This window comes from Planctobacterium sp. AWH2_060 (genome assembly GCF_056158425.1).
The window spans coordinates 2,063,868-2,086,686 of record NZ_JBSWTG010000001.1 but is presented as its reverse complement, the minus strand read 5'-3'; the positions used below and the strand labels follow the sequence as shown (position 1 = coordinate 2,086,686).

General features: G+C 46.3%; 24 protein-coding genes. 11 read left to right on the top strand and 13 right to left on the bottom strand.

The window, feature by feature from the left end; translation table 11 throughout:
• Positions 1–13: 13 nt before the first annotated feature.
• Positions 14–511 carry a phosphatidylglycerophosphatase A family protein gene (locus tag ACXAD8_RS08945; RefSeq protein ID WP_475227449.1) on the top strand — a complete coding sequence of 166 codons (498 nt, stop codon included), beginning with the start codon at positions 14–16 and terminating at the stop codon, positions 509–511.
• 16 nt (positions 512–527) lie between these two features.
• Here the strand turns inward: ACXAD8_RS08945 and dxs are convergent, their stop codons facing one another.
• The 3 genes from dxs to ACXAD8_RS08930 are packed head-to-tail and all read right to left on the bottom strand — an operon-like array spanning position 528 to position 3,559.
• Positions 528–2,402 (bottom strand): 1-deoxy-D-xylulose-5-phosphate synthase, encoded by a 1,875-nt coding sequence (gene dxs, locus ACXAD8_RS08940; protein ID WP_475227446.1) that lies wholly within the window; start codon positions 2,400–2,402, stop codon positions 528–530.
• Between the two features lie 17 nt (positions 2,403–2,419).
• Positions 2,420–3,301 (bottom strand): polyprenyl synthetase family protein, encoded by an 882-nt coding sequence (locus tag ACXAD8_RS08935; RefSeq protein WP_475227444.1) that lies wholly within the window; start codon positions 3,299–3,301, stop codon positions 2,420–2,422.
• A 6-nt stretch (positions 3,302–3,307) separates the two neighbouring features.
• The gene (locus ACXAD8_RS08930) at positions 3,308–3,559 is read right to left on the bottom strand and encodes an exodeoxyribonuclease VII small subunit (RefSeq protein WP_475227442.1); all 252 of its coding nucleotides are present in this window, start codon (positions 3,557–3,559) and stop codon (positions 3,308–3,310) included.
• Positions 3,560–3,814: 255 nt separating this feature from the next.
• Between ACXAD8_RS08930 and pomA the strand changes: the two genes are divergently transcribed.
• The 3 genes from pomA to thiI all read left to right on the top strand — a co-directional run bounded on the left by pomA (position 3,815) and on the right by thiI (position 7,082).
• Entirely contained in the window at positions 3,815–4,579 is a 765-nt protein-coding gene (gene pomA / locus ACXAD8_RS08925) for a flagellar motor protein PomA (protein ID WP_475227439.1), read from the top strand.
• 13 nt (positions 4,580–4,592) lie between these two features.
• Positions 4,593–5,534 (top strand): flagellar motor protein MotB, encoded by a 942-nt coding sequence (locus ACXAD8_RS08920; RefSeq protein ID WP_475227436.1) that lies wholly within the window; start codon positions 4,593–4,595, stop codon positions 5,532–5,534.
• A gap of 93 nt (positions 5,535–5,627) precedes the next feature.
• Positions 5,628–7,082 (top strand): tRNA uracil 4-sulfurtransferase ThiI, encoded by a 1,455-nt coding sequence (gene thiI, locus ACXAD8_RS08915; protein WP_475227433.1) that lies wholly within the window; start codon positions 5,628–5,630, stop codon positions 7,080–7,082.
• On the opposite strand, the gene ACXAD8_RS08910 is transcribed toward thiI, so the two are convergent.
• The 3 genes from ACXAD8_RS08910 to ACXAD8_RS08900 are packed head-to-tail and all read right to left on the bottom strand — an operon-like array spanning position 7,079 to position 9,323.
• Entirely contained in the window at positions 7,079–7,960 is an 882-nt protein-coding gene (locus tag ACXAD8_RS08910) for a ketopantoate reductase family protein (RefSeq protein ID WP_475227431.1), read from the bottom strand. The two genes, thiI and ACXAD8_RS08910, sit on opposite strands and share 4 nt — an antisense overlap.
• Complete coding sequence (locus ACXAD8_RS08905) at positions 7,953–8,732, bottom strand: TIGR01621 family pseudouridine synthase (protein ID WP_475227428.1); 780 nt, start codon at positions 8,730–8,732, stop codon at positions 7,953–7,955. Before ACXAD8_RS08905 ends, ACXAD8_RS08910 begins: the two co-directional genes overlap by 8 nt.
• A gap of 9 nt (positions 8,733–8,741) precedes the next feature.
• Complete coding sequence (locus tag ACXAD8_RS08900) at positions 8,742–9,323, bottom strand: Hpt domain-containing protein (protein WP_475227425.1); 582 nt, start codon at positions 9,321–9,323, stop codon at positions 8,742–8,744.
• Positions 9,324–9,627: 304 nt separating this feature from the next.
• Between ACXAD8_RS08900 and ACXAD8_RS08895 the strand changes: the two genes are divergently transcribed.
• From ACXAD8_RS08895 to ACXAD8_RS08885, 3 genes are all read left to right on the top strand, one after another.
• Positions 9,628–12,501, top strand: coding sequence for a M16 family metallopeptidase (locus ACXAD8_RS08895; protein ID WP_475227422.1), 2,874 nt, complete (start codon positions 9,628–9,630; stop codon positions 12,499–12,501).
• A gap of 120 nt (positions 12,502–12,621) precedes the next feature.
• Positions 12,622–14,202 carry a glutamate--cysteine ligase gene (gene gshA, locus ACXAD8_RS08890; protein ID WP_475227420.1) on the top strand — a complete coding sequence of 527 codons (1,581 nt, stop codon included), beginning with the start codon at positions 12,622–12,624 and terminating at the stop codon, positions 14,200–14,202.
• A gap of 165 nt (positions 14,203–14,367) precedes the next feature.
• Complete coding sequence (locus ACXAD8_RS08885) at positions 14,368–14,976, top strand: transglycosylase SLT domain-containing protein (protein WP_475232924.1); 609 nt, start codon at positions 14,368–14,370, stop codon at positions 14,974–14,976.
• Between the two features lie 25 nt (positions 14,977–15,001).
• Here ACXAD8_RS08885 and smrB read toward each other — a convergent pair whose 3' ends face one another.
• Positions 15,002–15,574 carry an endonuclease SmrB gene (gene smrB, locus ACXAD8_RS08880; RefSeq protein WP_475227417.1) on the bottom strand — a complete coding sequence of 191 codons (573 nt, stop codon included), beginning with the start codon at positions 15,572–15,574 and terminating at the stop codon, positions 15,002–15,004.
• Positions 15,575–15,724: 150 nt separating this feature from the next.
• Between smrB and prmB the strand changes: the two genes are divergently transcribed.
• The 3 genes from prmB to ACXAD8_RS08865 are packed head-to-tail and all read left to right on the top strand — an operon-like array spanning position 15,725 to position 18,964.
• Complete coding sequence (prmB, locus tag ACXAD8_RS08875) at positions 15,725–16,669, top strand: 50S ribosomal protein L3 N(5)-glutamine methyltransferase (RefSeq protein WP_475227415.1); 945 nt, start codon at positions 15,725–15,727, stop codon at positions 16,667–16,669.
• Entirely contained in the window at positions 16,669–17,772 is a 1,104-nt protein-coding gene (gene aroC / locus ACXAD8_RS08870; protein WP_475227413.1) for a chorismate synthase, read from the top strand. Before prmB ends, aroC begins: the two co-directional genes overlap by 1 nt.
• A gap of 43 nt (positions 17,773–17,815) precedes the next feature.
• Positions 17,816–18,964 (top strand): MFS transporter, encoded by a 1,149-nt coding sequence (locus tag ACXAD8_RS08865; RefSeq protein WP_475227410.1) that lies wholly within the window; start codon positions 17,816–17,818, stop codon positions 18,962–18,964.
• Positions 18,965–18,979: 15 nt separating this feature from the next.
• On the opposite strand, the gene ACXAD8_RS08860 is transcribed toward ACXAD8_RS08865, so the two are convergent.
• Complete coding sequence (locus ACXAD8_RS08860) at positions 18,980–20,149, bottom strand: retropepsin-like aspartic protease family protein (RefSeq protein ID WP_475227408.1); 1,170 nt, start codon at positions 20,147–20,149, stop codon at positions 18,980–18,982.
• A gap of 137 nt (positions 20,150–20,286) precedes the next feature.
• Between ACXAD8_RS08860 and ACXAD8_RS08855 the strand changes: the two genes are divergently transcribed.
• Positions 20,287–20,532: a Rho-binding antiterminator gene (locus ACXAD8_RS08855; RefSeq protein WP_475227405.1), complete on the top strand. Its 246-nt coding sequence runs from the start codon at positions 20,287–20,289 to the stop codon at positions 20,530–20,532.
• A gap of 221 nt (positions 20,533–20,753) precedes the next feature.
• Here ACXAD8_RS08855 and ACXAD8_RS08850 read toward each other — a convergent pair whose 3' ends face one another.
• From ACXAD8_RS08850 to ACXAD8_RS08830, 5 genes are all read right to left on the bottom strand, one after another.
• Positions 20,754–21,071 carry a hypothetical protein gene (locus ACXAD8_RS08850; protein ID WP_475227403.1) on the bottom strand — a complete coding sequence of 106 codons (318 nt, stop codon included), beginning with the start codon at positions 21,069–21,071 and terminating at the stop codon, positions 20,754–20,756.
• Between the two features lie 282 nt (positions 21,072–21,353).
• Positions 21,354–21,557: a tautomerase family protein gene (locus ACXAD8_RS08845; protein WP_475227402.1), complete on the bottom strand. Its 204-nt coding sequence runs from the start codon at positions 21,555–21,557 to the stop codon at positions 21,354–21,356.
• A 41-nt stretch (positions 21,558–21,598) separates the two neighbouring features.
• Positions 21,599–21,844, bottom strand: coding sequence for a hypothetical protein (locus tag ACXAD8_RS08840; RefSeq protein WP_475227400.1), 246 nt, complete (start codon positions 21,842–21,844; stop codon positions 21,599–21,601).
• Between the two features lie 16 nt (positions 21,845–21,860).
• Positions 21,861–22,475 carry a LysE family translocator gene (locus ACXAD8_RS08835; protein WP_475227397.1) on the bottom strand — a complete coding sequence of 205 codons (615 nt, stop codon included), beginning with the start codon at positions 22,473–22,475 and terminating at the stop codon, positions 21,861–21,863.
• A 64-nt stretch (positions 22,476–22,539) separates the two neighbouring features.
• Positions 22,540–22,764, bottom strand: a complete 225-nt coding sequence (locus ACXAD8_RS08830; protein ID WP_475227395.1) for a hypothetical protein — start codon at positions 22,762–22,764, stop codon at positions 22,540–22,542.
• Positions 22,765–22,819 lie beyond the last annotated feature (55 nt).

Here is a 22,819-nt window from a genome sequence, read left to right as displayed (position 1 = left end):
GCCCTTTTCAAACATGGATCGTCAAACTAAAAAAGCCGCGCTAAAAAAACTCACTTTGCGTAACCCCTGGCACTTTTTGGCGCTGGGCTTTGGCAGTGGGTTGGCGCCTGTTATGCCGGGTACTTTTGGCACTTTAGCTGCCATTCCCTTGGTGTTTCTGCTTCCTATGATGCCTCTGGTGGCGCAAATTGCATTTGTGCTGACTTTAACCTTGATCGGAATACATATCTGTGAGGTCGCTTCCAGGGACATGGGCGTGCACGATCATTCTGCCATTGTCTGGGACGAAGTCGCTGGCATGTTGCTCACTATGATTGCTGTGCCTTTGACCTTGAGCAATTTGCTGGTGGGCTTTGTGGTATTTCGGTTGTTCGATATTGTCAAACCATGGCCTATCAGTTACCTGGACAGGCAAGTGCATGGTGGATTGGGGATCATGTTAGATGATGTGATTGCCGGGATCTTTTCGCTGGCTACCATGCAGGCCCTGCTGTTTTACGGCCTGCTTTAATAGTTCTGGGCTGGCGCTAAATCGCCAGCTTATCTAAAATCGCCTGGGTTTTTGCAACAATTCCTTGCGCATCCAGTCCCAGTTCCTGATACATCTCTTGCTGAGTTCCCTGCATTATAAATTCATCCGGTAAACCAATATGCAGCACTTTAACCATTTCCGGTTGAGTATTGATAAATTCTGCCACAGCACTGCCTGCGCCGCCTGCAATCGCATTATCTTCCAGGGTTACTATCAACTTGTGCTCTTTCAGTACAGATTGAATGGCGGCTTCGTCAAGGGGTTTAACAAAGCGCATGTCTATCAGTGTTGCGTTTAGCGATTCTGCCGCGTTTTCAGCGTAAGGGAGCAGAGTGCCAAAATTTAATATGGCCACCTTTTCACCCTGGCGAAGTTGGCGAGATTTGCCTATTTCCAGCTGCGTCATGGACTGATTCACTGCCAGGCCTTTACCTGAACCTCTGGGATAGCGAACGGCGGCGGGTTGCTTAAGCAGGTGCCCGGTATAAAGCATGTCTCGACAATCCTGTTCATCGCCTGGCGTCATTATCACCATATTGGGGATGCAGCGCAGATAAGAAATATCAAATGCCCCCTGGTGTGTTGGGCCGTCCGCACCCACAATACCAGCGCGATCGATTGCGAAAAGCACAGGCAGATTTTGCAATGCAACATCGTGTATCAATTGATCATAAGCCCGTTGTAAAAAGGTGGAGTAAATCGCCACCACCGGGTTTAAGCCGTCAATTGCCAGACCGGCTGCCAAAGTTACCGCATGTTGTTCTGCAATGGCCACATCGAAATATTGTTGTGGATATTGCTGCGAAAACTGCACCAGCCCTGAGCCTTCCCGCATTGCCGGTGTAATCCCCATCAATTTGGGATCCTGAGCGGCCATATCGCATATCCAGTCACCAAAGATTTTGCTGAAAGTAGGCGCGCTACTACCTGATTTTGGCAAGGCATTTTCAGCTGGATTAAATTTAGGCACGGCGTGGAATTTAATAGGATCTTTCTCTGCTACCTCGTAGCCTTTACCTTTTTTGGTGACCACATGCAGTATTTGCGGGCCTTTCAGGTTGCGCATGTTGGCTAGCGTGTCAACCACGCCATTGACATCGTGACCATCAATCGGACCGATATAATTAAACCCCAGCTCTTCAAAGATAGTGCCTGGCACTACCATGCCTTTAATGTGCTCTTCAGCTCGGCTGGCAAACTCTTTGATTGGTGGAACGTTCGATAGTAGTTTTTTACCGCCATCGCGAATGGAGTTAAAGAAGCTCCCGGTCAATAATCGGGCAAGATGACTGTTAAGAGCACCCACATTTTCAGAGATAGACATTTCGTTATCATTGAGGATAACTAACATATCTTTGCTGATGTCCCCACCGTGATTCAGGGCTTCAAAAGCCATTCCCGCTGTCATAGCACCGTCGCCAATAACCGCGACAACTTTACGGCCTTTTTGTTCTTTTTCCGCGGCAATGGCCATGCCCAGAGCGGCGGAAATTGAGGTAGATGAGTGACCCACTGCAAAGGTGTCGAATTCACTCTCTGGTGGCCATGGAAACGGGTGCAAGCCACCTTTCTGGCGAATGCTGGTAATTCTGTCACGACGACCCGTTAAAATTTTATGTGGGTAAGCCTGATGGCCCACGTCCCAGAGCAACCGGTCAAAAGGAGTGTTGTAGGCGTAATGCAGCGCCACGGTAAGTTCAACCGTACCCAAGCCGGAAGCGAAATGGCCACTACTTTGACTGACACTGGCTAACAAATAGGCTCTTAATTCATCCGCCACCTGTTTAAGATCTTCTTTGGGTAAGAGTCTTAAATCTTCAGGGCTATGTATTTTGGCCAATAACGGGTAATGAGAAATGTCCAGGGTCATGTTAGGTAAAGAGTGCCTTAGTGGTTACGACTAAACAGATAATCGGTGAATGATAGCAAAGTTTCTGTGTTGTAAGGTAGTGTTAACAGGGCTTGATTCGCTTCATTGTGCAGTTGCTGCAAATATTGTTTTGCTCCCTGCATTCCCATGAGAGCGGGGTAGGTGCTTTTGTCGGCGTGTATATCCGAACCCTGGGGTTTACCCAGTTCTTCGGTGTTACCCTCAATATCTAAAATGTCATCCAGTACCTGGAATCCTAAACCTATGGCTCGACCAAATCGATTTAGCTGTTCAGCTTTATTCGCTGTTAAGCCGGCCAATATAGTAGGAAATTCAATGCTGGCGTTGATCAGCGCGCCGGTTTTCATGCGATGCATCAATTCCAGCTCATTTTGTTGAATTGATTTGCCTTCCTGAAACAAATCCACCGACTGACCACCACACATGCCGGCAAAACCCGAGGCGCTGCTTAATACTTTAACGGCGCTGATGGCTTCTTGTGCTGTCAGGCTCGGATCTTGACTGAGTAGCTCAAATGCCAGGGTTTGCAGTGCATCTCCCGCCAGGATAGCGATATCTTCACCGTAAACAATGTGGCAAGTGGGTTTACCGCGGCGCAAATCGTCGTCATCCATTGCGGGTAAATCATCGTGAATAAGCGAATAAGTATGTATACACTCCAGGGCGGCTGCGAAATGCACCACTTTATCCTGTGGGAGCTGCAACATATCAGCAGTGGCTAACGCTAAAAACGGCCGTACTCTTTTACCACCGGCAAATAAACTGTAGGCCATTGCCAATTTTAATTCGCCTGGTAAATTAGGGTAGTTGTCCAGTGCCTGATTTAGCAACCGGATAACATCTTCTGCATAGCGCGAGGCCGCCGCTTTCCATACCATAGTAATTTAGTTTTGTTCTGGCAGGTCATCGAATGGCTGCAGAGTCATATCGTCACCCGATTGAGAGAGTATTCTGACCCTCTGCTCCGCGGACTTTAACTTTTCTTCACAGTCTCTGACCAGTTTTATGCCCTTCTCGAAAGAACTCAAGGCTTCTTCAAGGGACAATTCGCCTTGCTCCATCGCATCGACAATCTTTTCCAGCGACTGCAAAGATTGTTCAAAATTGGTGTCAGTTTTACTGTTGTCGGTAGCCATTTCATTCACTCTGCCTGAATACGAAGGCGCAAGATACATAAGCAAAAACCGGGGGTCAATTAAAAATCTGACCCCCTTTCAAATGCGATAACTCTGGTGAAGTTAAAATAAATTGATTTTATTCCTCTGGAAAAATATCACTTTGCCGATAGAATGGTTGTTAAGTCAGCAACTTAAAGTATGAAGTAAAGTAATAAAATGCACCAAAGATTGGTGTTGTTGACTATCAGACAATAATTATTCGGGGAGGACAGTGTGGATCTGGCAACGCTAATAGGCATGATAGGCGCCATTGGTTTTGTGGTGATGTCCATGGTGATGAGTGGTGAAATGGGCATGTTTATTAATGTCCCTTCATTACTTATCGTTTTTGGCGGCACTATTTTTGTCGTACTGTCACAGGTAACACTGGGGCAATTTTTTGGTGCGGGAAAAATTGCGGCTAAGGCATTCATGTTTAAAATCGAAGCCCCGGATGAACTGATTCAGAAAATTGTGGAAATGGCCGACGCTGCCAGAAAGGGGGGATTTCTGGCGTTAGAAGAGGCCGAAATTGAAAACCCCTTTATGCAGAAAGGCGTAGATATGCTGGTGGACGGGCACGATATTGACGTGGTTCGCACTACATTGCACAAAGATATTACTCTGACCACAGAGCGACACGAATTTGGTGCCACTATTTTCAAAGGCATGGGCGATGTTGCGCCTGCCATGGGCATGATTGGAACCCTGATTGGTCTGGTAGCCATGTTGTCTAACATGGATGACCCTAAAGCGATTGGTCCGGCGATGGCCGTAGCCCTTTTAACCACACTCTACGGTGCGTTTTTCGCGAATGTTATTTGTTTGCCGGTTTCGGTTAAGCTGTCAAACAGAAAGGACGAAGAAAAGGTAAATCAAAGTCTGGTGTTAGATGGCATAATTGGTATCGCGGATGGTCAAAACCCCAGAGTAATAGAAGGTATATTAAAAAGTTATCTGGCTTCGACTAAACGCGGCGCGGCAACACCAGAAGATTAACTGAGTTTACCTGATGAGCGAAGAACTGGAAGAATGTCCCAAATGTCCCCCCGAAGGCTTACCGGCCTGGATGGGGACGTTTGCCGATCTGATGTCTCTGTTAATGTGCTTCTTCGTGCTGCTGTTAGCATTCTCCGAAATGGATGTATTGAAGTTTAAGCAGATTGCTGGCTCTATGAAATTTGCCTTTGGTGTGCAAAACAAAATCGAAGTTAAGGATATTCCCAAAGGCACCAGTGTTATTGCCATGGAATTCCGCCCCGGCAGACCTGACCCGACACCTATTGAAAATATTCAGCAGCAAACCATCGAAATGACCCAGCAAATGCTGGAGTTTCAGGCGGGCGATGAAGACTCCGCCGGTGGTCGTCAGAAACAGCGGGGACAGGAGCGAGGTGGTCAGGCGCAGCAAACAGCCACGGATTCATCCTCTTCTTCGCCTACACAACCTCAAAGTCAGGAACAGATTAACGAAAACATGAAAAAAGTTGCTGAAAAGCTTCAGCAGGAAATCGTTGATGGCTCTATTGAGATGGAATCTTTGGGACAGCAGATTGTGATCCGAATTCGAGAGCAAGGCTCTTTTTCAGCTGGCTCTGCGTTCTTACAACCACAATTTACCCCGGTTATTCAAAAAATTGGTGGTTTGCTGGTGGACATGCCCGGTGAAATTACGGTTTCAGGTCATAGTGACAGCCAACAAATTTCCAATGAGTTATACCGCTCCAACTGGGATTTATCCGCACAGCGTGCCGTCGCCGTAGCGGAAGTACTGCGGCTGGTTAATGGCTTTGACGAAGGACGCATGGAAGTTGTCGGCCGGGCCGACACCCAACCATTGGAAATGCCAGGCCAGGAAACCGACGATAATCGCAATCGCCGGGTTGAAATTGCAATTAACCAGGGTAAACCCAAATTCTCTGAGCCCATATCTGTTTCAGAAGAAGATTCTTAGGGCAATCAAAGGGTTTTGAGCGTTCATCCAATATAAGGTTTACTGGTGCCAGGATGAAGGTATAATCTGCGCTTTTTTCGAGCGGAGAGAGACGTGAGATTCCTGGTAAAGCTTCATCCTGAGATCACCATTAAAAGTAAAGATGTGCGCAAGCGCTTTATACGTTTACTGGAATCCAATATTCGTCTTATTCTCGGGCAAAATCACATCCCCTGCGCCATTCAAAATCAATGGGATAAAATCCTGGTTAATATTAAGTCTGACGCTGCTCGTTTCAATGAGCGAGCAGAATATCTGTTAGCCCGCATTCCCGGCATAGACCAGTGTTTAGTGGTTCAGGAATCCGAGTACACGGATATGGACGATATTTATCAGCAGGTAAAAGCCGTCTGGCAGCATCAACTAAAAGGCAAAAGCTTTGCGGTACGGGTTAAACGCAAAGGTGATCAATCATTCTCCTCAACAGAATTAGCAGCTTATGTGGGCGGTGGTATCAATCAGTTTTGTGAAACCGGTGGCGTTAAATTAAAACACCCGGATGTTACCATCAACCTTGAGGTTGACCGCAACAAGCTCATTCTGGTTGAGCGCAAGTTTAAAGGGCTAGGCGGTATGCCTCTGCCCAGTCAGGAAGATGTCTTGTCATTGATGTCTGGCGGCTTTGACTCAGGCGTAGCCAGTTATCAGATGATTCGACGCGGTGCCAAAACCCATTTTTGCTTTTTTAATCTGGGTGGCAGAGAACATGAAATTGGGGTACGGGAAGTCAGCCATTATTTATGGAAAAACTACAGCCCTTCTCACCGAGTTAAGTTTATCGCAGTCGACTTTGAACCCATAGTGGCGGATATTCTGCAAAATGTTGAAAATGGCTATATGGGCGTTGTGTTAAAGCGCATGATGCTCAGAGCTGCCAGTATCGTTGCAGACAATTTGCAAATTAACGGACTGGTAACGGGTGAATGTCTGGGGCAGGTATCCAGTCAAACCCTAAGCAATTTATACGTGATTGACCAGGCCACCAGTAAGTTAGTGGTCCGCCCGCTAATTTGCTCAGATAAAAGCGACATTATTGACGTGGCTCGTAAAATCGGCACCGAAGATTTTGCCAAGTCCATGCCAGAATACTGTGGTGTTATTTCAATAAAACCCAATGTCAGAGCGCCACTGGACAAGGTCCTGGAAGAAGAAGCTAAGTGTGATTTAAGTCTGATTGAACAGGTCGTCGGTGCGGCCAATGTTGAAGACATTAAAAACCTCGGGGAAAAAAGTGAACAGCAAATTGTCGCTGTAGAATCCAGCAATCAATTGTTACCCGGTGAAGTGCTGCTTGATATCCGGGCTCCTGCAGAGCGGGATCACAACCCACTGCAAATAGAGCACTGTAGCATCGAACATATTCCTTTTTATAAGTTGTCCTCAGACTACAGTGAACTGGATCAAAGCAAGACTTATTACCTCTACTGTGATCGCGGTGTCATGAGTAAGATGCAGGCTCTGGTGCTAAAAGAGCGCGGCTTCGAAAACGTTAAGGTCTATCGGCCTTAAGTTTTGACGCTTTCCAGCTGTCTAATCTGAGCAAACAGGGCCTGATGTTCCGGTAACATTAGGCCGTGATTCGCCGCAGTTTGTAACAGAAAACCATTGATAAAATCGATTTCAGTATGGCGCTTAAAATGAATATCCTGATGCATAGAGGAATAATTTGCGGCAGTTAATTCGATAACCTGAGCTATATTTTTCCGCAACGCGTTTTTGTTAAGTCTGATTTTTTCTGCCTGCGCAACACTAAAGAATTCATCCAATAGTGTGTCGATTTGAGCCTGATATTTTGCTTCCTTCAATGCCCCATTAGGGATCTGATAGATGGCGGTCAGCGGATTAATAATACAGTTTATTGCCAGCTTACCCCACAAAGGGATGCGGATATCTTTGTGCCATTCACATGGGGCGAGCAAAGTGTCGAATAATGCTTCTATCTGCAGTTTTAGCGCTATCTCTGGCGGGCGCAACCAACCAGCCTGACTACTGCCATAACCGGTTTCTGTGATCTGCTCTTGCTGTTTTTTCGCTGCCCGATTGGTGGTTAACCTGAGGATTGGATTTTCAGGAAAACCATTGAGAGCCAGTGTCTCTGTACCTATGCCATTGTGTAGCAACGCGATACAACAGCTTGCAGGGATGTGCTCGGCAAACTCATCCAGCGCAGAGGCAATTTGCCATGCTTTCAACGGCAAAATCAGCAAATCCGGCGTTTGGCCTTGTCCCTGCTGTAGTTGATGGTTGTTACCGTTTTTCAGGCTAACGGATAGTGGGGATGTGTTACCTGAACGCCACCACATCTGAAATGCTTGCTCTTGCTCAAGACATCTGGCGGCCAGCAGACTACCAATGGCACCACGACCTACAATGGTGATATTAAGCATTTTTGCCCCCGCTAATGTCAGCGCTTTTGCCCCCGCTAATGTCAGAGTTTTTACCTCCGCTGATGGCTCTTAACTTACTGTCCGGCCAGCTAAAATGCTCTGCTATGTTTACTATTTCTGCGAGTTTGGCACTAAATTCAGGGCTTTGAAAATGTTCCCCTGACTCTGGCAAACATCGATATTGGTGGGCTTCGCCATTAACTGAAAAGCCGATTTGCCAGGCATGTAAATAGGTTCGGTCCGATGTCGTGCCGCCATAATGGCTGTCACCCAAGATGGTGCTACCCAGACTATTGAGCACCACCCGAAGTTGATGAGTCTGACCTGTGTAGGGCTTTAAAAACTGTAATCTGAGTCCGTTGCCCAGACCTGTATCGTAAAAGTGTGTCACCGATGGGTTTTCACGGCTGCGCTGTAGTGCCCATTTACCACTGCGCACTTTTTTTAAATCGCCAATAACTGAACCTTGACGCTTTTTAGGGCGTTTGTCACAAAGAGCCAGGTAATATTTATTTACCTCACGATTTTCGAAGTTTCGGCCCAGTTCACTGGCAGTCTGCTTATTTCGGGCAATAATCAGACAGCCGGAGGTAACCTGATCCAGTCGGTGTACGAGCCATAACTCGTCAGTATTTAGTTGCTGTTTTAAACGTGTAACCAAGCCATCCACTTCACCTTGTTGGTGAACAGAGATTCCGGCGGGTTTGTTGACGATAAAAAAATCCCGGTGTTCAGCTAACAACGGGATTTGTGGGTTATCTGCTTCTGGCACTAAGGTGAATTAACTGTTTAACAATTCAATAGCCGCAGGGTAATCAAGATCACTGATAGCCTGAGCGATGTCGGCGTGTTTGCTGGATTCGATACCAGAATCATCCAAAAGCTGTTGTAACTTGTCGGCATCAATAAACTCGAAGTTTTCCAGTAAGGTCAGCAGTTCGGCTTTGGCATCCTGTGAAGGAGCCTCCGCTGTCGCGGTATCCTCTTCAGTTGCTTCTACTGGTTCAACCGCTTCACCGCGTTTAAATCTCTCAAGGGCAGCAAAGGTATCCGATAACACTGTAGCGAATTCCGTCAGGCAGGTGTTGAAGTCACCATCGCCAGATTTGAATACTTCTTCCAGGTCTTTACTACAGTGATGTAGCTTCCATAAGCCGAGATTACCGGCCACACCTTTTATGGTATGTGCCTTTGCTTTTCCTGTGGCCATATCCTGTTGTGCCACCGCGTCATTTAACTCCTGACTCACTGACGCATAGTCTGAACTAAATCGGTCTAACATTTTGATCAGCAACTCACGGTTACCACTTAATTGGTTTAAACCAAACTCGGTATCAAATAATGTGTTCTTGTCCTGATTCATTAAACGCCTCTGAGGAAATCCTTGCTATCCAATCTTGTCATTTTTGAGCTTTGCGAAAAAAATTGCAACTGCTTTAGTTTATGTGACAGAAAGGAGGTGACTCAATTTGTTATAGTATTTAGTCTCTTAACCAGTTTAGCATAGTCGGAAAGCTTAGGTTTTTCACTCATTCTCTTGTTGGATAATAGAGACCAACTCGCTTTGGCTAATCTGTCTCCCACCTTTAGGGAATGTTACATTTTTACAATTCTAATAATTGTGATGAAATGTCATGATTAACGCGTCACAAATAAGGATAAATTTAATGTCGTTGAAATACCTTTCGTTATTTGGCCTGAGTTTATTACTGTTGGGAGCTTGCCAATATTCCGGGTCTTATTCTTCCTCGCAATCCTCTCAGAATGAAGTTCCCGCGGGTATTACGTTGCTTAAAGACACCAGCCAGGAAAGTGGTGACTATCGCATTCCCTACAAAAAATTTCGTTTGCAGAATGGCCTGACTGTTTTACTGCATCAGGATGACTCAGATCCGCTGGTGCATGTCGATGTCACCTATCACGTGGGCTCTTCCAGAGAAGAACCCGGTAAATCTGGGTTTGCGCATTTCTTTGAACACATGATGTTCCAGGGTTCTGAGCATGTAGCCGACGAGCAGCATTTTGAAATGATCACCGAAGCCGGTGGTAATATGAACGGCACCACCAATTCTGATCGCACCAACTATTATCAGACGGTGCCTGCTAATCAACTGGAAAAAGTGCTTTGGCTGGAAGCTGACCGCATGGGCTTCTTGCTCAACGCTGTCACTCAGGAAAAATTCGAAGTGCAGCGAGAAACCGTCAAGAATGAGCGTGCTCAACGGGTGGACAATCAACCATATGGATTGCGCGCAGAAAAAATCGCTGAAGCCCTTTATCCCACAGAGCATCCTTATAGCTGGCCGGTGATTGGCTATATCGAAGATTTAAATCGCGTCGATGTGGATGATTTGAAAGCCTTTTTTCAGCGCTGGTATGGACCCAACAATGCGGTATTGAGCATCGGTGGTAATATCGACGAGGCGCAAACCTTGCAGTGGATTCAAAAGTATTTTGGCAGTATTGCCAAGGGACAGGAAGTAGAAAAGCTACCAAAAATGCCGGTGACTTTAAGCCAGGAACGCTACATTACCATTGAAGATGATGTGCATTTGCCTTTGTTACAGATGACGTTCCCCACAGTGCATGTGCGTCATGAAGACGAAGCGCCACTTGATGTGTTATCCGATATTCTGGGCGGCGGGAAGACCTCCTTGTTTTACAAAAATATGGTTAAACAAGGATGGGCGGTACATGCCGGAGTAGGGCACCCATGTCGTGAGTTAGCCTGCGAATTTGAGCTAATCGCATTACCCAATCCGCAAAAAGTGGCCTCATTAAGTGAGTTACAAAAGATAATGCAGGATACCTTACTGGAGTTTGAGCAGCGCGGCGTCAGCGATGATGATTTACAACGTACTAAAGCGGCTATTAAGTCTGGCACTATTTATGGATTGCAAAGTGTCGCCGGTAAGGTAAGCACACTGGCATCGAACCAGATTTTTGCCGGTGAGCCAGATATGGTGGAATACGACATTGCTCGCTACAGCGCAGTTACCAAAGACGATGTAATGCGAGTGTACCGTCAATATCTGAAAGACCAAGCCAGCGTGATATTGAGTATCGTGCCACGCGGGCAATTGGCTATGCAGGCTAAAGCGCCAACTTTCACGCCAGCTGAGAGAACTATCAGCGAAAACGGGGAAACTGACTTTACCGCAGCACCGACACCTGAAGATAACTTTGATCGTTCAGTCGTTCCACAAGCTGGCCCAAATCCTGTTGTTAAAGTACCTGAATTCTGGCAAACCACCCTGGCTAATGGCATGATCCTGATGGCTCATCAATCAAGCGAAACACCGACGGTGACCCTGGTGATTAATCTGGAAGGCGGCCCTTTATTAGATCCCATTGATAAGGCGGGGCTGGCCAGCTTTACCGCCATGATGATGTCAGAGACCACCCAAAATTTCAGCAACGAAGAAATGGCCAATGAGTTGGCAAAGCTGGGCAGCAGTATCAATTTTTCTGCGGGTGGCCGGTTCACTACTGTTGTGGTCAGCAGTTTACAAGAGAATATTCAACCGACTTTAGCGCTTCTGGAAGAAAAGCTGTTTAGACCTGCGTTTAATGAGGAAGATTTCACACGCCTGCAGGCACGTTTAATTCAATCCTTACAGCAAGCTGATAAGAATCCTGAGACATTGGCAGCTAAAGCCGTTTCTAAAGTGTTGTATGGCGAGCAAAACCGCATTAGTTTGCCGGATTCCGGCACTGTGGCGACTCTCAGTAATATTACCCTCGCGGATGTTAAACAGTATTACCAGGATTATTACAACGCTCATATGGCCAGTGCCATTGCTGTTGGCAGTATGACTAAGGACTCCTTGCTTAACTCATTGACGTTTTTGGCACAATGGCAGGTTAAACCCTATGAAATAACGGATTATGCAGCGTTTCCTGAGTTAAGTGAAAAGGCCGTTTACCTGGTCAATGATCCGGATGCAGCACAATCCATTGTTTCTGTCATCAAGCCGTTTTTACCTTATGACGCCACCGGCGAGCACTTCAAAGCGAACCTGATGAATTTTCCTCTGGGCGGCATGTTTAACAGCCGTATCAATCTGAATCTCAGGGAAGATAAGGGTTTTACCTATGGTGCCCGCAGCGGTTTTATGGGCGGTAAAACCCTGGGACAATTCAAGGCTGGCGGTGCCATAAATAAAGCACATACAGTGGCCGCATTACAGGAACTGTTTGCTGAAATTGATGCATTCCAGCAAGATGGTATGACCCCGGAAGAGTTAACCTTTTTGCGCAAAGCCTACACCCAGGGCGATGCCCTCAAGTATGAAACACCCGGAAGCAAGGCGCGTTTTTTACGGCATCTGTCGGTTTATGAACTCGATAAATCTTTCCCAGAGCAGCAAAATAATATCATTGCAAAGATATCCCGTCAGGAACTCAATGAACTGGCTCGTGAGCATCTCAACAGCGGTAGTATGCAGGTAGTTATAGTGGCTGATGTGGCTGAACTGGGGGAAGAAATCGCGCAATGGGCCAAATCCAGGAACAGAAAAATCATTAATCTGGAAATTTAATTTCGGTTAATCATATCTAAGTGCTGGACTGGCAAGCCCTTGAAATAACCGATATGCTCCGCATATCAGGCTTGCCTTAGTAATTCCGTGATATACGCGGTGGTAATATAGGAACTGGTTTTGCAGAACACAGATAAAGCATTTTATAAAAGGTTAACCATCTTACAGCAGCCTCATGTTGCGGCGACTTTAAGGGATATTCAACACGGAATTGAGCGTGAGAGCTTGCGTATCAATAACGATGGTAGTTTGGCGGTTACAGATCATCCCAAAAAGCTAGGTTCAGCACTAACCCACCACTTTATCACCACAGATTTTTCAGAATCTTTAATGGAATTTATTACGCCACCAGAGCGTGATAGCTATAAAACACTGGAGCAACTGCAAGACATCCACAAGTTTGTGGTGCAAAACATTGGCGATGAAATGCTGTGGCCAATGAGCATGCCCTGTTTTATTAAGCATGAAGACGAGATACGTCTGGCTTATTACGGTGAGTCCAATGTCGCAAAGATGAAAACCCTGTACCGACAGGGGCTTAAAAATCGTTACGGCAGCATGATGCAGGCCATTGCTGGCGTGCACTTTAATTTCTCAATGCCATGTCATTTCTGGACTCCTTATCTGGCTGAGGCACTGGGACAAAAAGGTACTCAAGAGAATATTTCTGCGGCGTATTTAGGTTTGGTTCGCAACTATCGCCGCATTTGCTGGTTGATCCCTTATCTGTATGGCTCCTCACCGGCCTTGTGCGGTTCATTTTTGGCCGACAAAAATACCACTTTACCCTTTGAAAATATTGGCAAAGGTACCGTGTACCTCAAAGGTGCAACGTCATTGCGCATGAGTGATTTGGGTTATACCAACAATGCCCAGTCGGGATTGCAAATTTGTTATAACGAACTGGATGCTTATGTGGCCTCATTGCGCAAAGCCATTCAAACGCCATCAGCCCGATTTGAAAAGTTCAGCGGTAAGCTGAATGGTAAGTTTCAGCAACTTAACAGTAATGTATTGCAGATTGAAAATGAGTTGTACTCGCCAATCAGGCCAAAGCAACCCACACGAAGTCTGGAAAAACCCACTGATGCGCTGCATGATCGCGGTATCAGTTATATCGAAGTCAGAGCGTTGGATGTTAATCCATTCTCACCTATTGGTGTAGAGGCGCAACAATTACACTTTTTAGATGTGTTCTTGCTGCATTGTTTGCTCAGACCGAGTGCGCCTTTTGGTGACGGCGATTTTGAAGAGTCCGAAGCTAATATTAAGGTCACGGTAGAAACCGGACGCTGTCCAGAGGCTACTTTAAGCCGTGATGGCCAGTCTGTATTGTTAAGAGATTGGGCCAAGCAGTTGATTGCCGAGATGCAACCCATTGCTGAACTGCTTGATAACGTGAATCGTTGTAAAGATTACACTCAGGCGCTGGCAAGTGAGATGGAAAAAATACTGGAACCAGACCTGACATTGTCCGGGCGTATTCTGAAGTTGCTCAGAGAAGATAAGATGGATAATGGCGACTTAGCAATTCATCTTGCTCAGCAGCATAAACAAACTTTGCTAGACACGCCTTACAAAGTGCACAGTGATGAGTTTTTCCAACAACAGGCGCAGTTGTCGGATCAGGCGCGGGCGAAAATTGAAGCCAATGACAAAGTCGATTTTGATACCTTTATGCAACAACAGTTTGGTGTATAGCAAAGGTGCGGACGCAACACCGGGAATGAACACCGGGAATGAACAAAAAAAAACGCCTGACACGAGGTCAGGCGTAAGTTACTTCCAGGGAAAACACAATAACTAGAACACACATGAATTAGGACGTCGTAAGTGAGCAAAAAGTTCCTGAAAGATTCAAAAAAAATTAAAAAAAATTTTATTGTGTTCCTGGTTACACTTTTATGTGTGGCTTGTAGTACAACTCCCCCTAAAAACAAAAACGATTTGTGTAAGATCTTTGAAGAAAAAGACGACTGGTATGACGCCGCTGTGGATATGCGCGATAAGTGGGGAGTGCCAATCCATGTGCCTATGGCCATGATGTATCAGGAAAGTTCTTTTCGCGATGATGCCAGACCGCCCCGAGATTATATCTTTTTTGGTTTAATTCCATGGGGACGAGTGAGTTCGGCTTACGGTTACTCTCAGGCCAAAACACCCACCTGGGCAGATTACGTCCGTGAGACCGGCAATTCCGGTGCAGATCGGGATGATTTCGAGGATGCCCTGGATTTTATGGGGTGGTTTATCAGCAAAACCTACAAAATTAATGGCATATCAAAATGGGATGCCTACGCGCAGTACCTGAATTACCACGAGGGGTGGGGCGGATATAAGCGCAAAACTTACCTGAAAAAACCTTGGTTGATTGAAGTGTCTAAAAAAGTAAAAGCCCGTTCTTTGCGTTACGCTAAGCAACTTAAAAGTTGTGAAGATGAACTAAGCAGCGGTTGGTTTTTTGGTATTTTTTAATCGTTAAGGCGGGACTTTTATTTACTTATCTGGCCCGCCACTCACCGGACTCCTGATCCTGCACGTCCAGTAAAATCAACAATGCCCCTTTGCCACCCCACTCCAAAGGTGCCTCATGAAACCCTAAGACATCGGGGTGCTGTACTAACCAGTTAGGAATTTGCTGTTTTAAAACCCGACTGCCAATGCCGTGCACAATGCAAACGCAATAATGGTGATACTTCTTTGCTGTGTGAATAAATTCTGCAATTTCCCATTTTGCGTCTTCTTTATTGTAGCCGTGCAGATCCAGTGTTAAATCTGGTGGATATTCACCACGGCGCAACCGTTTGACTTCACCTGACAGGGTTTTGGAACGAGAGAATTTAACCGGTTGTGCTGGGTCAAACCAGGCTTCGTAGCCGTCTGAAAACTGAAAACTGGCACGTACCCGACGTTGCTCCTGATTACTGCGCTGCTGAGCTGCCTTGGTATTCTTGCGCTGCTTGGGTTTAGCCGGATGCACCACTTTATCCTGAGACAAAGGCACAATGCCCTGTACAGCTTGCTGGAATAATTGCCAGTCTTGGTCATCAGTTTTTTTGCCGGATTCGTGCATGGCTTTCTGTTTTATGGAGTCTCGTCACTAAAAGTGCCAGTAGTTTACCAAAATCCGTCGGATTTTTGCGGCTGCGGCTGTAAATAACTTCGGTATATTCCTTAAACTGCGGTAAACTTTGGGTTTTTCGAATACTGACGGGGAGTGAAAGTGGCAGGCGAATATCAATTAACAGAGCAGCACATTAATGAGGTGCAACAGGATCTGCAAACGGTTTTGGATTTTGCCCGCTGGACCATGACCCAATTCAACCTGGCCAATATTTATTTTGGGCATGGCACTGATAACGCCTGGGATGAATCCCTGAGTCTGATTGCCCAGGTGTTGCAACTACCACAGCCTATGCATCCGGATTTCTTTAGCGCCCGTTTGACTGCAACTGAAAAGTTACAGCTTGTAGAGTTGATGAAACTGCGTATCGAGCAGCGTATTCCACTGGCTTATTTAACTAATCAGGCTTGGTTTGCCGGATTGCCGTTTTATGTGGATGAGCGGGTGTTAGTTCCGCGCTCTCCGTTTGCTGAATTGCTGGCTGACGGCTTTAGCTCCTGGTTTGAAACCCCACCACAGAATATTCTGGATATGTGTACCGGCAGTGCCTGTATTGCTATCGCGGCGGCTTATACTTTCCCGGAAGCGTCAGTAGACGCGGTGGATATCAGTGAAGATGCACTGGAAGTGGCAGAGATTAATATTCAGGAACACCAGTTAAGCGACCGGGTATTTCCGATTCAATCTGATCTGTTCAGTAACTTGCAGGGCCAGCAATACGATTTGATTATCTGTAACCCGCCCTACGTGGATGCAGAGGATATGTCTGATTTACCCGATGAGTTTCAGCACGAGCCGGAGTTGGGCCTTGCTGCCGGTAATTTTGGATTGGATCTGGTGGACACCATACTTAAAACTGCTCCACAACACCTAAGTCATAACGGTTGGTTATTTGTCGAAGTGGGTAATTCTCTGGTACATATTCCCGCAGTCTATCCTGAACTGCCACTGCACTGGGTGAATCTGGAGCAGGGCGGTGATGGGATTTTTGCCATCAACAAAGCAAGTTTAGAAGCCTGGAACAACGGAGAAAAGAGCGAATAATGTCGGGAAATACCTTTGGAAAATTATTTACAGTTAGTACTTTTGGCGAAAGTCACGGCATTGCCATTGGCGGTGTGGTGGATGGCTGTCCTCCGGGCCTTGAGCTGAGCGAAGCCGACTTACAACCCGATCTGGATCGCCGCAAACCTGGCACATCTCGTTACACCACGGCGCGCCGTGAAGAAGACGAAGTGCAGATCCTGTCTGGTGTATTCGAAGGTAAAACCACAGGGACTTCCATTGGATTACTGATAAAAAATACCGATCAGCGCTCTAAAGATTATTCCAAAATTAAAGATATCTTCCGTCCCGGTCATGCTGATTACACTTATCAACACAAATACGGTGCCCGAGATTATCGCGGCGGTGGCCGTTCCTCAGCCCGAGAAACGGCAGTCAGAGTCGCGGCTGGTGGTATTGCTAAAAAATACCTTAAGCAGGTGCACAATATCGAAATTTATGGCTACCTGTCGCAACTAGGACCGGTGAAAATTGATTCTGTGGATAAAAGCATTATCAATGACAACCCCTTTTTCTGTCCCGATGCCAGTAAGCTGGAAGCGCTGGATAGCTATATGCGGGACTTGAAAAAAGAAGGGGACTCTATTGGTGCCAAGGTTTCAGTGGTGGCCAGCAATGTACCTGTGGGATTGGGTGAGCCGGTTTTCGATCGCATTGACGCTGAAATTGCTCATGCCTTAATGGGTATCAATGCCGTTAAAGGTGTGGAAATTGGCGATGGCTTTGACGTGGTAACACAAAAGGGCAGTGAACATCGCGATACTTTAACACCCAAAGGTTTTACCTCTAATCGCTCAGGCGGTGTACTTGGGGGAATTTCTACCGGACAGGATATCGTCGCTCACATGGCCCTTAAGCCTACTTCCAGCATTAGTGTACCGGGTGAGACTATTGATGTACGGGGCGATTCAGCAGAGATCATCACCAAAGGGCGCCATGATCCCTGTGTGGGCATTAGAGCCGTGCCCATTGCCGAAGCTATGTTGGCACTGGTCTTGATGGATCACTTATTGCGTCATCGCGCACAAAACGCCCACGTTCAGTGCGCCACACCGGCAATCCCAGGACAAGCATCTGAATAATCCTCTTTCTGCAAATTCTGCTTCCGGAGCCACAGGTCAAAGCTTGATCCTGTTGGCTCTGACCTATTTTTGTTATTTCGGTTATTTTGGCGTCACTGTGCCTTTCCTCGGGGTATTTCTCGATGGCCGGAATTTTAGTTCGCAACAAATTGGCGAATTGATTGCCGTTATTACCTTTGTGCGTATTCTGGGGCCAAACCTTTGGGCTATCATTGCGGATAAATCCGGTAAAACCTTGCGGGTGATGCAGGCCGGTTGCTTGATCACATTGCTCAGTTATTTATTGCTGTTTCAAGTGCATGACTTTTGGGGGATCAGCTTAGCCTTTGGTCTGGTGATGATGTTCTGGACAGCCATCGCACCGCAAATGGAAACCATTACCCTTAATGCCGTAGAAGGAGATGCAAAGCGCTACAGTAATATTCGCTTGTGGGGCAGTGTCGGCTTTATTGTGGCCTCAATTGTTGCCGGTATCTGGGTAGATGCCCAGGGCTCTGAAAGTATCTTGTTGCTTAACACCCTGATCCTGACGGGGTTGTTTGTTATGAGTCTGCTCATCAGGGATGTTAAATCCGCTGCATCAATGGAACAGGCTACGCGCTCTATCTGGCAGGCGGCGCTCCATCCAGCTTTTGTTGTTTTTATGCTGGCATCGATTTTACTGCAGTTGAGCTTTGCCCCCTATTATGGTTTTTTTGCCTTGTATATGCGGGACATGGGCTATGACGCGCAACAGATTGGCTGGCTGGTTTCTCTTGGCGTAGCCGCTGAAGTCATCATATTTTTGTTGGCCGGGAAACTGATCAATCGCATGGGGGTGAAATACACCCTGATATTTTGTTTACTGGTGACGGGCCTGCGCTGGGCGATATTAGCTGAATTTGCTCATCAGCCGTTGATATTACTGCTAAGCCAATGTATTCACGCATTTAGTTTTGGGCTGGCTCATGCTGCAGCCATGCAGTTTATTCATCATCATTTTGGCGAGAATCAAAAGAGCCGTGGGCAGGCCATTTATGTCAGTGTGTCTTTCGGGCTGGGAGGTTCACTGGGCAGCTATCTTACCGGACATCTCTGGCAACAGGGCGCTGGTGCTGAGTTGACTTTTTTGATCGCTGCAGGCGCGTCGGTAATGGGTGCAGTATTGCTGGCGTTGGTGAAATCTGCGGATATGCGCAAACTGTCGGTTTAAACAAAAAGCTGACTATCAGGAGCGGGAAAATAAGTGCAGACTATTTTCGTCCTGATCAATTAAAAAGCGAAACGAGCGCAAAAAGTTCATGCCAAGCAGTCCATCGGCTGGTAACTCTTCCAGTGGCAATACCACCATCGCAATATTGCTGACCCGATTGCCTTCGATGCTCAGGCTTTTAAAGCGATAAACCGGCGCTCGCACCCGGCCACTGGCGGTGTTGATTGTGTACCTGCCGAGGTATTCGGTATCCAGGCTGTGATTAATGGACCGAAACAGTTCGCGACTTATTACCGTTGTGGAGGCGCCGGTGTCTATCATTAACACCGCTTCGAAACGATCCTGAATAAGCGTGCGCACCAGGTAATGTTCGCCAATTTTATCCAGGGCAATACCTTGGTCTGTAGTGCTGGCCACTTCCTCTTTGGCCAGTTGCTTATCTCTGAATTGACGCAGTCGGGCAATTTCAGCATCTTCCTGTGGCAGGTATGACAGCACATTTTCCATTAAGCCAAACTGACCGGACTGGGCGTAGGCATAGGCAAGATTAACCAGAATCTCCCGATTGTTTTGATCATAGGCCATCAGCGTTTCTAATGATGTGGCCAGGATATCCCAGGCGCCAATCTCCGCAAGCTGAGTCATCATAGCATTGAGATCTTGTTTTATTTTACCGGCAATCAAACCCTGCAGATCCTCACTAATATCTCCCTGCAGCAGCGTATACAGGCTCACCAGCAAATCGGTGGGATCTTCATTGTGCTGATTATTCAAAATCTCCAGATATAAAAACTCACTGTCGTAGGGGTAAAGCTTCAAATAGTCCTGAATAAAAAGGCTGTAAGGGTGTGTAGACTGGCTGGACTGCGCTTGTCTGATAGCTGAGTGAATACGCTCAAACCATTGCTGTTTTACCTGTACTGCTTCCTCAGGGGAATCCTGAAGCAGGCTTTCGTATAAGCTCAAAACAGAGTCAAAATCGAATTCACTAAAGGCTATTTCCAAAGGGGAAGGGGCGTTTATGGTTTGCGGTACGCTGCGGGGCGTGGACAGATCCGCGCGTTGTGTTTTATGTTCACTCTGCTCCTGACTAAAATCGCCCAGCGTGAGTTGCGCAAAGAAATAGACGTTTAACGCAATGGACAAGGCCAGTAGTCCACTTAGCAGAACAACAACAAGTCTCACGATTGGGGCATTAATTTAGTCAATGATAGGCTAATGTTAGCGCTATTCTTGTCAGAATAACAATGACTTAAGCTGTTATTTTTGCCGTTGTTGTCCGGTCTGTCATTGAGACGCGAAGCAATCAAAGGAATTTAATCATGTTGAAATGCGATTTACACGACTATCTGGAAATTATCTGTATGTTTCATTATGAGGTTAAAGTTACATCTAAAAATGACGAAAACACACGGGGAGTCGCTGAAGACGTTTTGCTGTCGGATAATCGAATAGAGGTGTTGCGGCTCAGAACGGCTGAGCGGAATATAACAGAGATAGGCACCGAAGATATTAAGGAGATTCAGGTTGTCACTCCGAACGCCAGGTTTCAGACAATCCGGTTTTGAAATTAAGCCGCATCCTTGCGTTAAGCGCTCCTTCGCTTTCCTTCTTGGAATTCCTGAGAAGTTGATAAACAGTTTAGCGGAGTAGGGCTAACTCACAACCAGCAAAAATGATAGCTGGTTCACAAAATGACAAATTGCAGGTCCTGAACCAAAGTGATGCCAGCTTTGAAGGGCCGGCAAAAACTAAATACCGCTCCATTAAACTTTAAAGGAGACCGATATCAATAACTGTAACGCTTGTTTGCTTCAAAGGCTTCAACTTCTAACGGGGCATTCTCATAACCGTACTCGGCCATATCAGAGATGTGTTGGGTAATGACGTCGGTTAAATTAGACCGCTCAATCTGTGAGACATGCACTAGTTCGTGGGCCATTCTAGGTCTGTCTAATTCGTAGCCATGGCGCACGTAAATTGAGTCACCAAATACCTGAGCATTGTTGACAATGCCTTCACCGATAACACCAATAGCCTCGCCTAGCAGTTTTAATGCCAGATTCTCATAGGGATAGGGCACTAAATCTGTATAAATAACACGCACTTTTTCAGGGGATTTAATACCTATTTCTGCGGCTAAAGCCAGATTTTCGGCATTGAGGGGCTCGCCATTTTTCAGACCTTCGGCTTCAATTTGATGGGCCCAATCATGTATTGTGGCAGCAACACGCCGGAAATTATCTGTTTGTGTAGCAAAGCCAGCAGCACTACAAGAGAAATGGTTGTTAAGAGAAGGATTTTTATTATTTTCATTTTTGTCCTGAGTTTGTAGAAATAAAGCGCCGATACTTAACCTGTCTGAGCGCGGAAGTGAATTTTTAAAAAGCTAGCTCGACTGGCTTAGTTTCCAGTCATCGGTGAGCATACCTGCGTAGCCCCAATCCTGCTCTTCGATTTCCTGAATGACCACATGGGTATATTCGGGCTTTTTACCTAATACACGGTTGAGGGAGTCAGTGATATCTTTGACCAACTCTGCCTTTTGCGCCCTGGTGGCACCTTTGGTGATTTGTACGTTTACGTATGGCATAGCTTTGTGTCCTTGTTTTTAGGGTAACGGTCTGATTACCGTTATTTTGGTGGTTTTCCTGATGGCATATTGCCCGGTTTGGGCGCACCGTACTCTGCCTCGAAATCGCGAAATGCTTTTTGCAATTTAACCGGATCGGCGATGTCTTCTAGTGCTTCCAATAAAATTGTTAACAGATAGTTGTTGCCGTAACCGTATTCCGTATTGAGAGAGCGCAGTTTTGCATAGGCTGACTCTGAAAGAGCAGCGTTAAATCGTTTCGGTAGAGGGTAACGTTTTGCTCTCATCTGTCCTCCAAAAGGGCTAATTCTTTAAAGCTACCCATAAACCGCTTCCGACTAACAATGAACCTGAACCTAATCGCAAAATGGGTTTATCACCCGCTGAGCTAAGAGACGATTGTGCTTTATGGGTGGCGTAAACATAACAAAGCATAACGCCACCCACAGCAACGGTGGCGATTAAAAACAGGAAGGCTGTTTCCGCAATCGTGATATTTGCCAAATCCACAAATGCCGGGAAAAAGCTCAGATAAAACAGAATGGCCTTGGGATTGCCCAATGTAGTAAATAGACCAGCAGCGAAACTTAGCAAATACCCCGGTGATTTTACGGGCGCTACTTTTGTTGCGCAGGGCTTAGCGAAAATAAGGTTCAGCCCAAGCCAGAGAAGGTAGGCCGCTCCGAGGTATTTTACGAACACAAAAAAGCTGCCCATCACTTCTGATAAAGCCGCCAGTCCCATCAGAGCCAATAAGATAAATACAAAATCGCCAACCACTATACCGATGGAGGCGACGGCACCATGTCGATATCCTGAGGCGATCGTGCGTGCGATAACGGCAAAAACGCCCGGACCAGGTATTACCGCTAATAAGGCCAAGGCGCCAAATAGTGCCAGAGCGGAAATGAGTGTCATTTGATTTTCCTCGACGTAATGTTGGGCTGCTTATAGCGGTTGAACAAGATAATGAGCCGAACAATTACTCTTTGCAAGAGCAGGCAGTTGCGCCACTGGATTGTTGCCATTGCTCATATTTATCTGCTGGGCATTGATTCTTTATTTGTGCGCAGTGGGCGGCGTTATAACTGATTTCGCTGTCACTTAAATTTTCCAACGTTTGTTTAGCAATATAGTTGGACAAGCTTTGGTTGTTAGAAGAACAGGCTGATAGCAACAGCGTGATAATAATAATCCCGTATTTCATAGGTATTCCTTACATGACATGCTAAAAACTCGTCGAACCTTCATTTCAATTTTAA

Excerpts from the sequence above, each read along its gene's own strand:
- ACXAD8_RS08945 (WP_475227449.1), top strand. The coding sequence starts at position 14 with ATGGATCGTCAAACTAAAAAAGCCGCGCTAAAAAAACTCACTTTGCGT.
- dxs (WP_475227446.1), bottom strand. The coding sequence starts at position 2,402 with ATGACCCTGGACATTTCTCATTACCCGTTATTGGCCAAAATACATAGC.
- ACXAD8_RS08935 (WP_475227444.1), bottom strand. The coding sequence starts at position 3,301 with ATGGTATGGAAAGCGGCGGCCTCGCGCTATGCAGAAGATGTTATCCGG.
- ACXAD8_RS08930 (WP_475227442.1), bottom strand. The coding sequence starts at position 3,559 with ATGGCTACCGACAACAGTAAAACTGACACCAATTTTGAACAATCTTTG.
- ACXAD8_RS08920 (WP_475227436.1), top strand. The coding sequence starts at position 4,593 with ATGAGCGAAGAACTGGAAGAATGTCCCAAATGTCCCCCCGAAGGCTTA.
- ACXAD8_RS08910 (WP_475227431.1), bottom strand. The coding sequence starts at position 7,960 with ATGCTTAATATCACCATTGTAGGTCGTGGTGCCATTGGTAGTCTGCTG.
- ACXAD8_RS08900 (WP_475227425.1), bottom strand. The coding sequence starts at position 9,323 with ATGAATCAGGACAAGAACACATTATTTGATACCGAGTTTGGTTTAAAC.
- ACXAD8_RS08895 (WP_475227422.1), top strand. The coding sequence starts at position 9,628 with ATGTCGTTGAAATACCTTTCGTTATTTGGCCTGAGTTTATTACTGTTG.
- smrB (WP_475227417.1), bottom strand. The coding sequence starts at position 15,574 with ATGCACGAATCCGGCAAAAAAACTGATGACCAAGACTGGCAATTATTC.
- aroC (WP_475227413.1), top strand. The coding sequence starts at position 16,669 with ATGTCGGGAAATACCTTTGGAAAATTATTTACAGTTAGTACTTTTGGC.
- ACXAD8_RS08855 (WP_475227405.1), top strand. The coding sequence starts at position 20,287 with ATGTTGAAATGCGATTTACACGACTATCTGGAAATTATCTGTATGTTT.
- ACXAD8_RS08845 (WP_475227402.1), bottom strand. The coding sequence starts at position 21,557 with ATGCCATACGTAAACGTACAAATCACCAAAGGTGCCACCAGGGCGCAA.
- ACXAD8_RS08840 (WP_475227400.1), bottom strand. The coding sequence starts at position 21,844 with ATGAGAGCAAAACGTTACCCTCTACCGAAACGATTTAACGCTGCTCTT.
- ACXAD8_RS08835 (WP_475227397.1), bottom strand. The coding sequence starts at position 22,475 with ATGACACTCATTTCCGCTCTGGCACTATTTGGCGCCTTGGCCTTATTA.
- ACXAD8_RS08830 (WP_475227395.1), bottom strand. The coding sequence starts at position 22,764 with ATGAAATACGGGATTATTATTATCACGCTGTTGCTATCAGCCTGTTCT.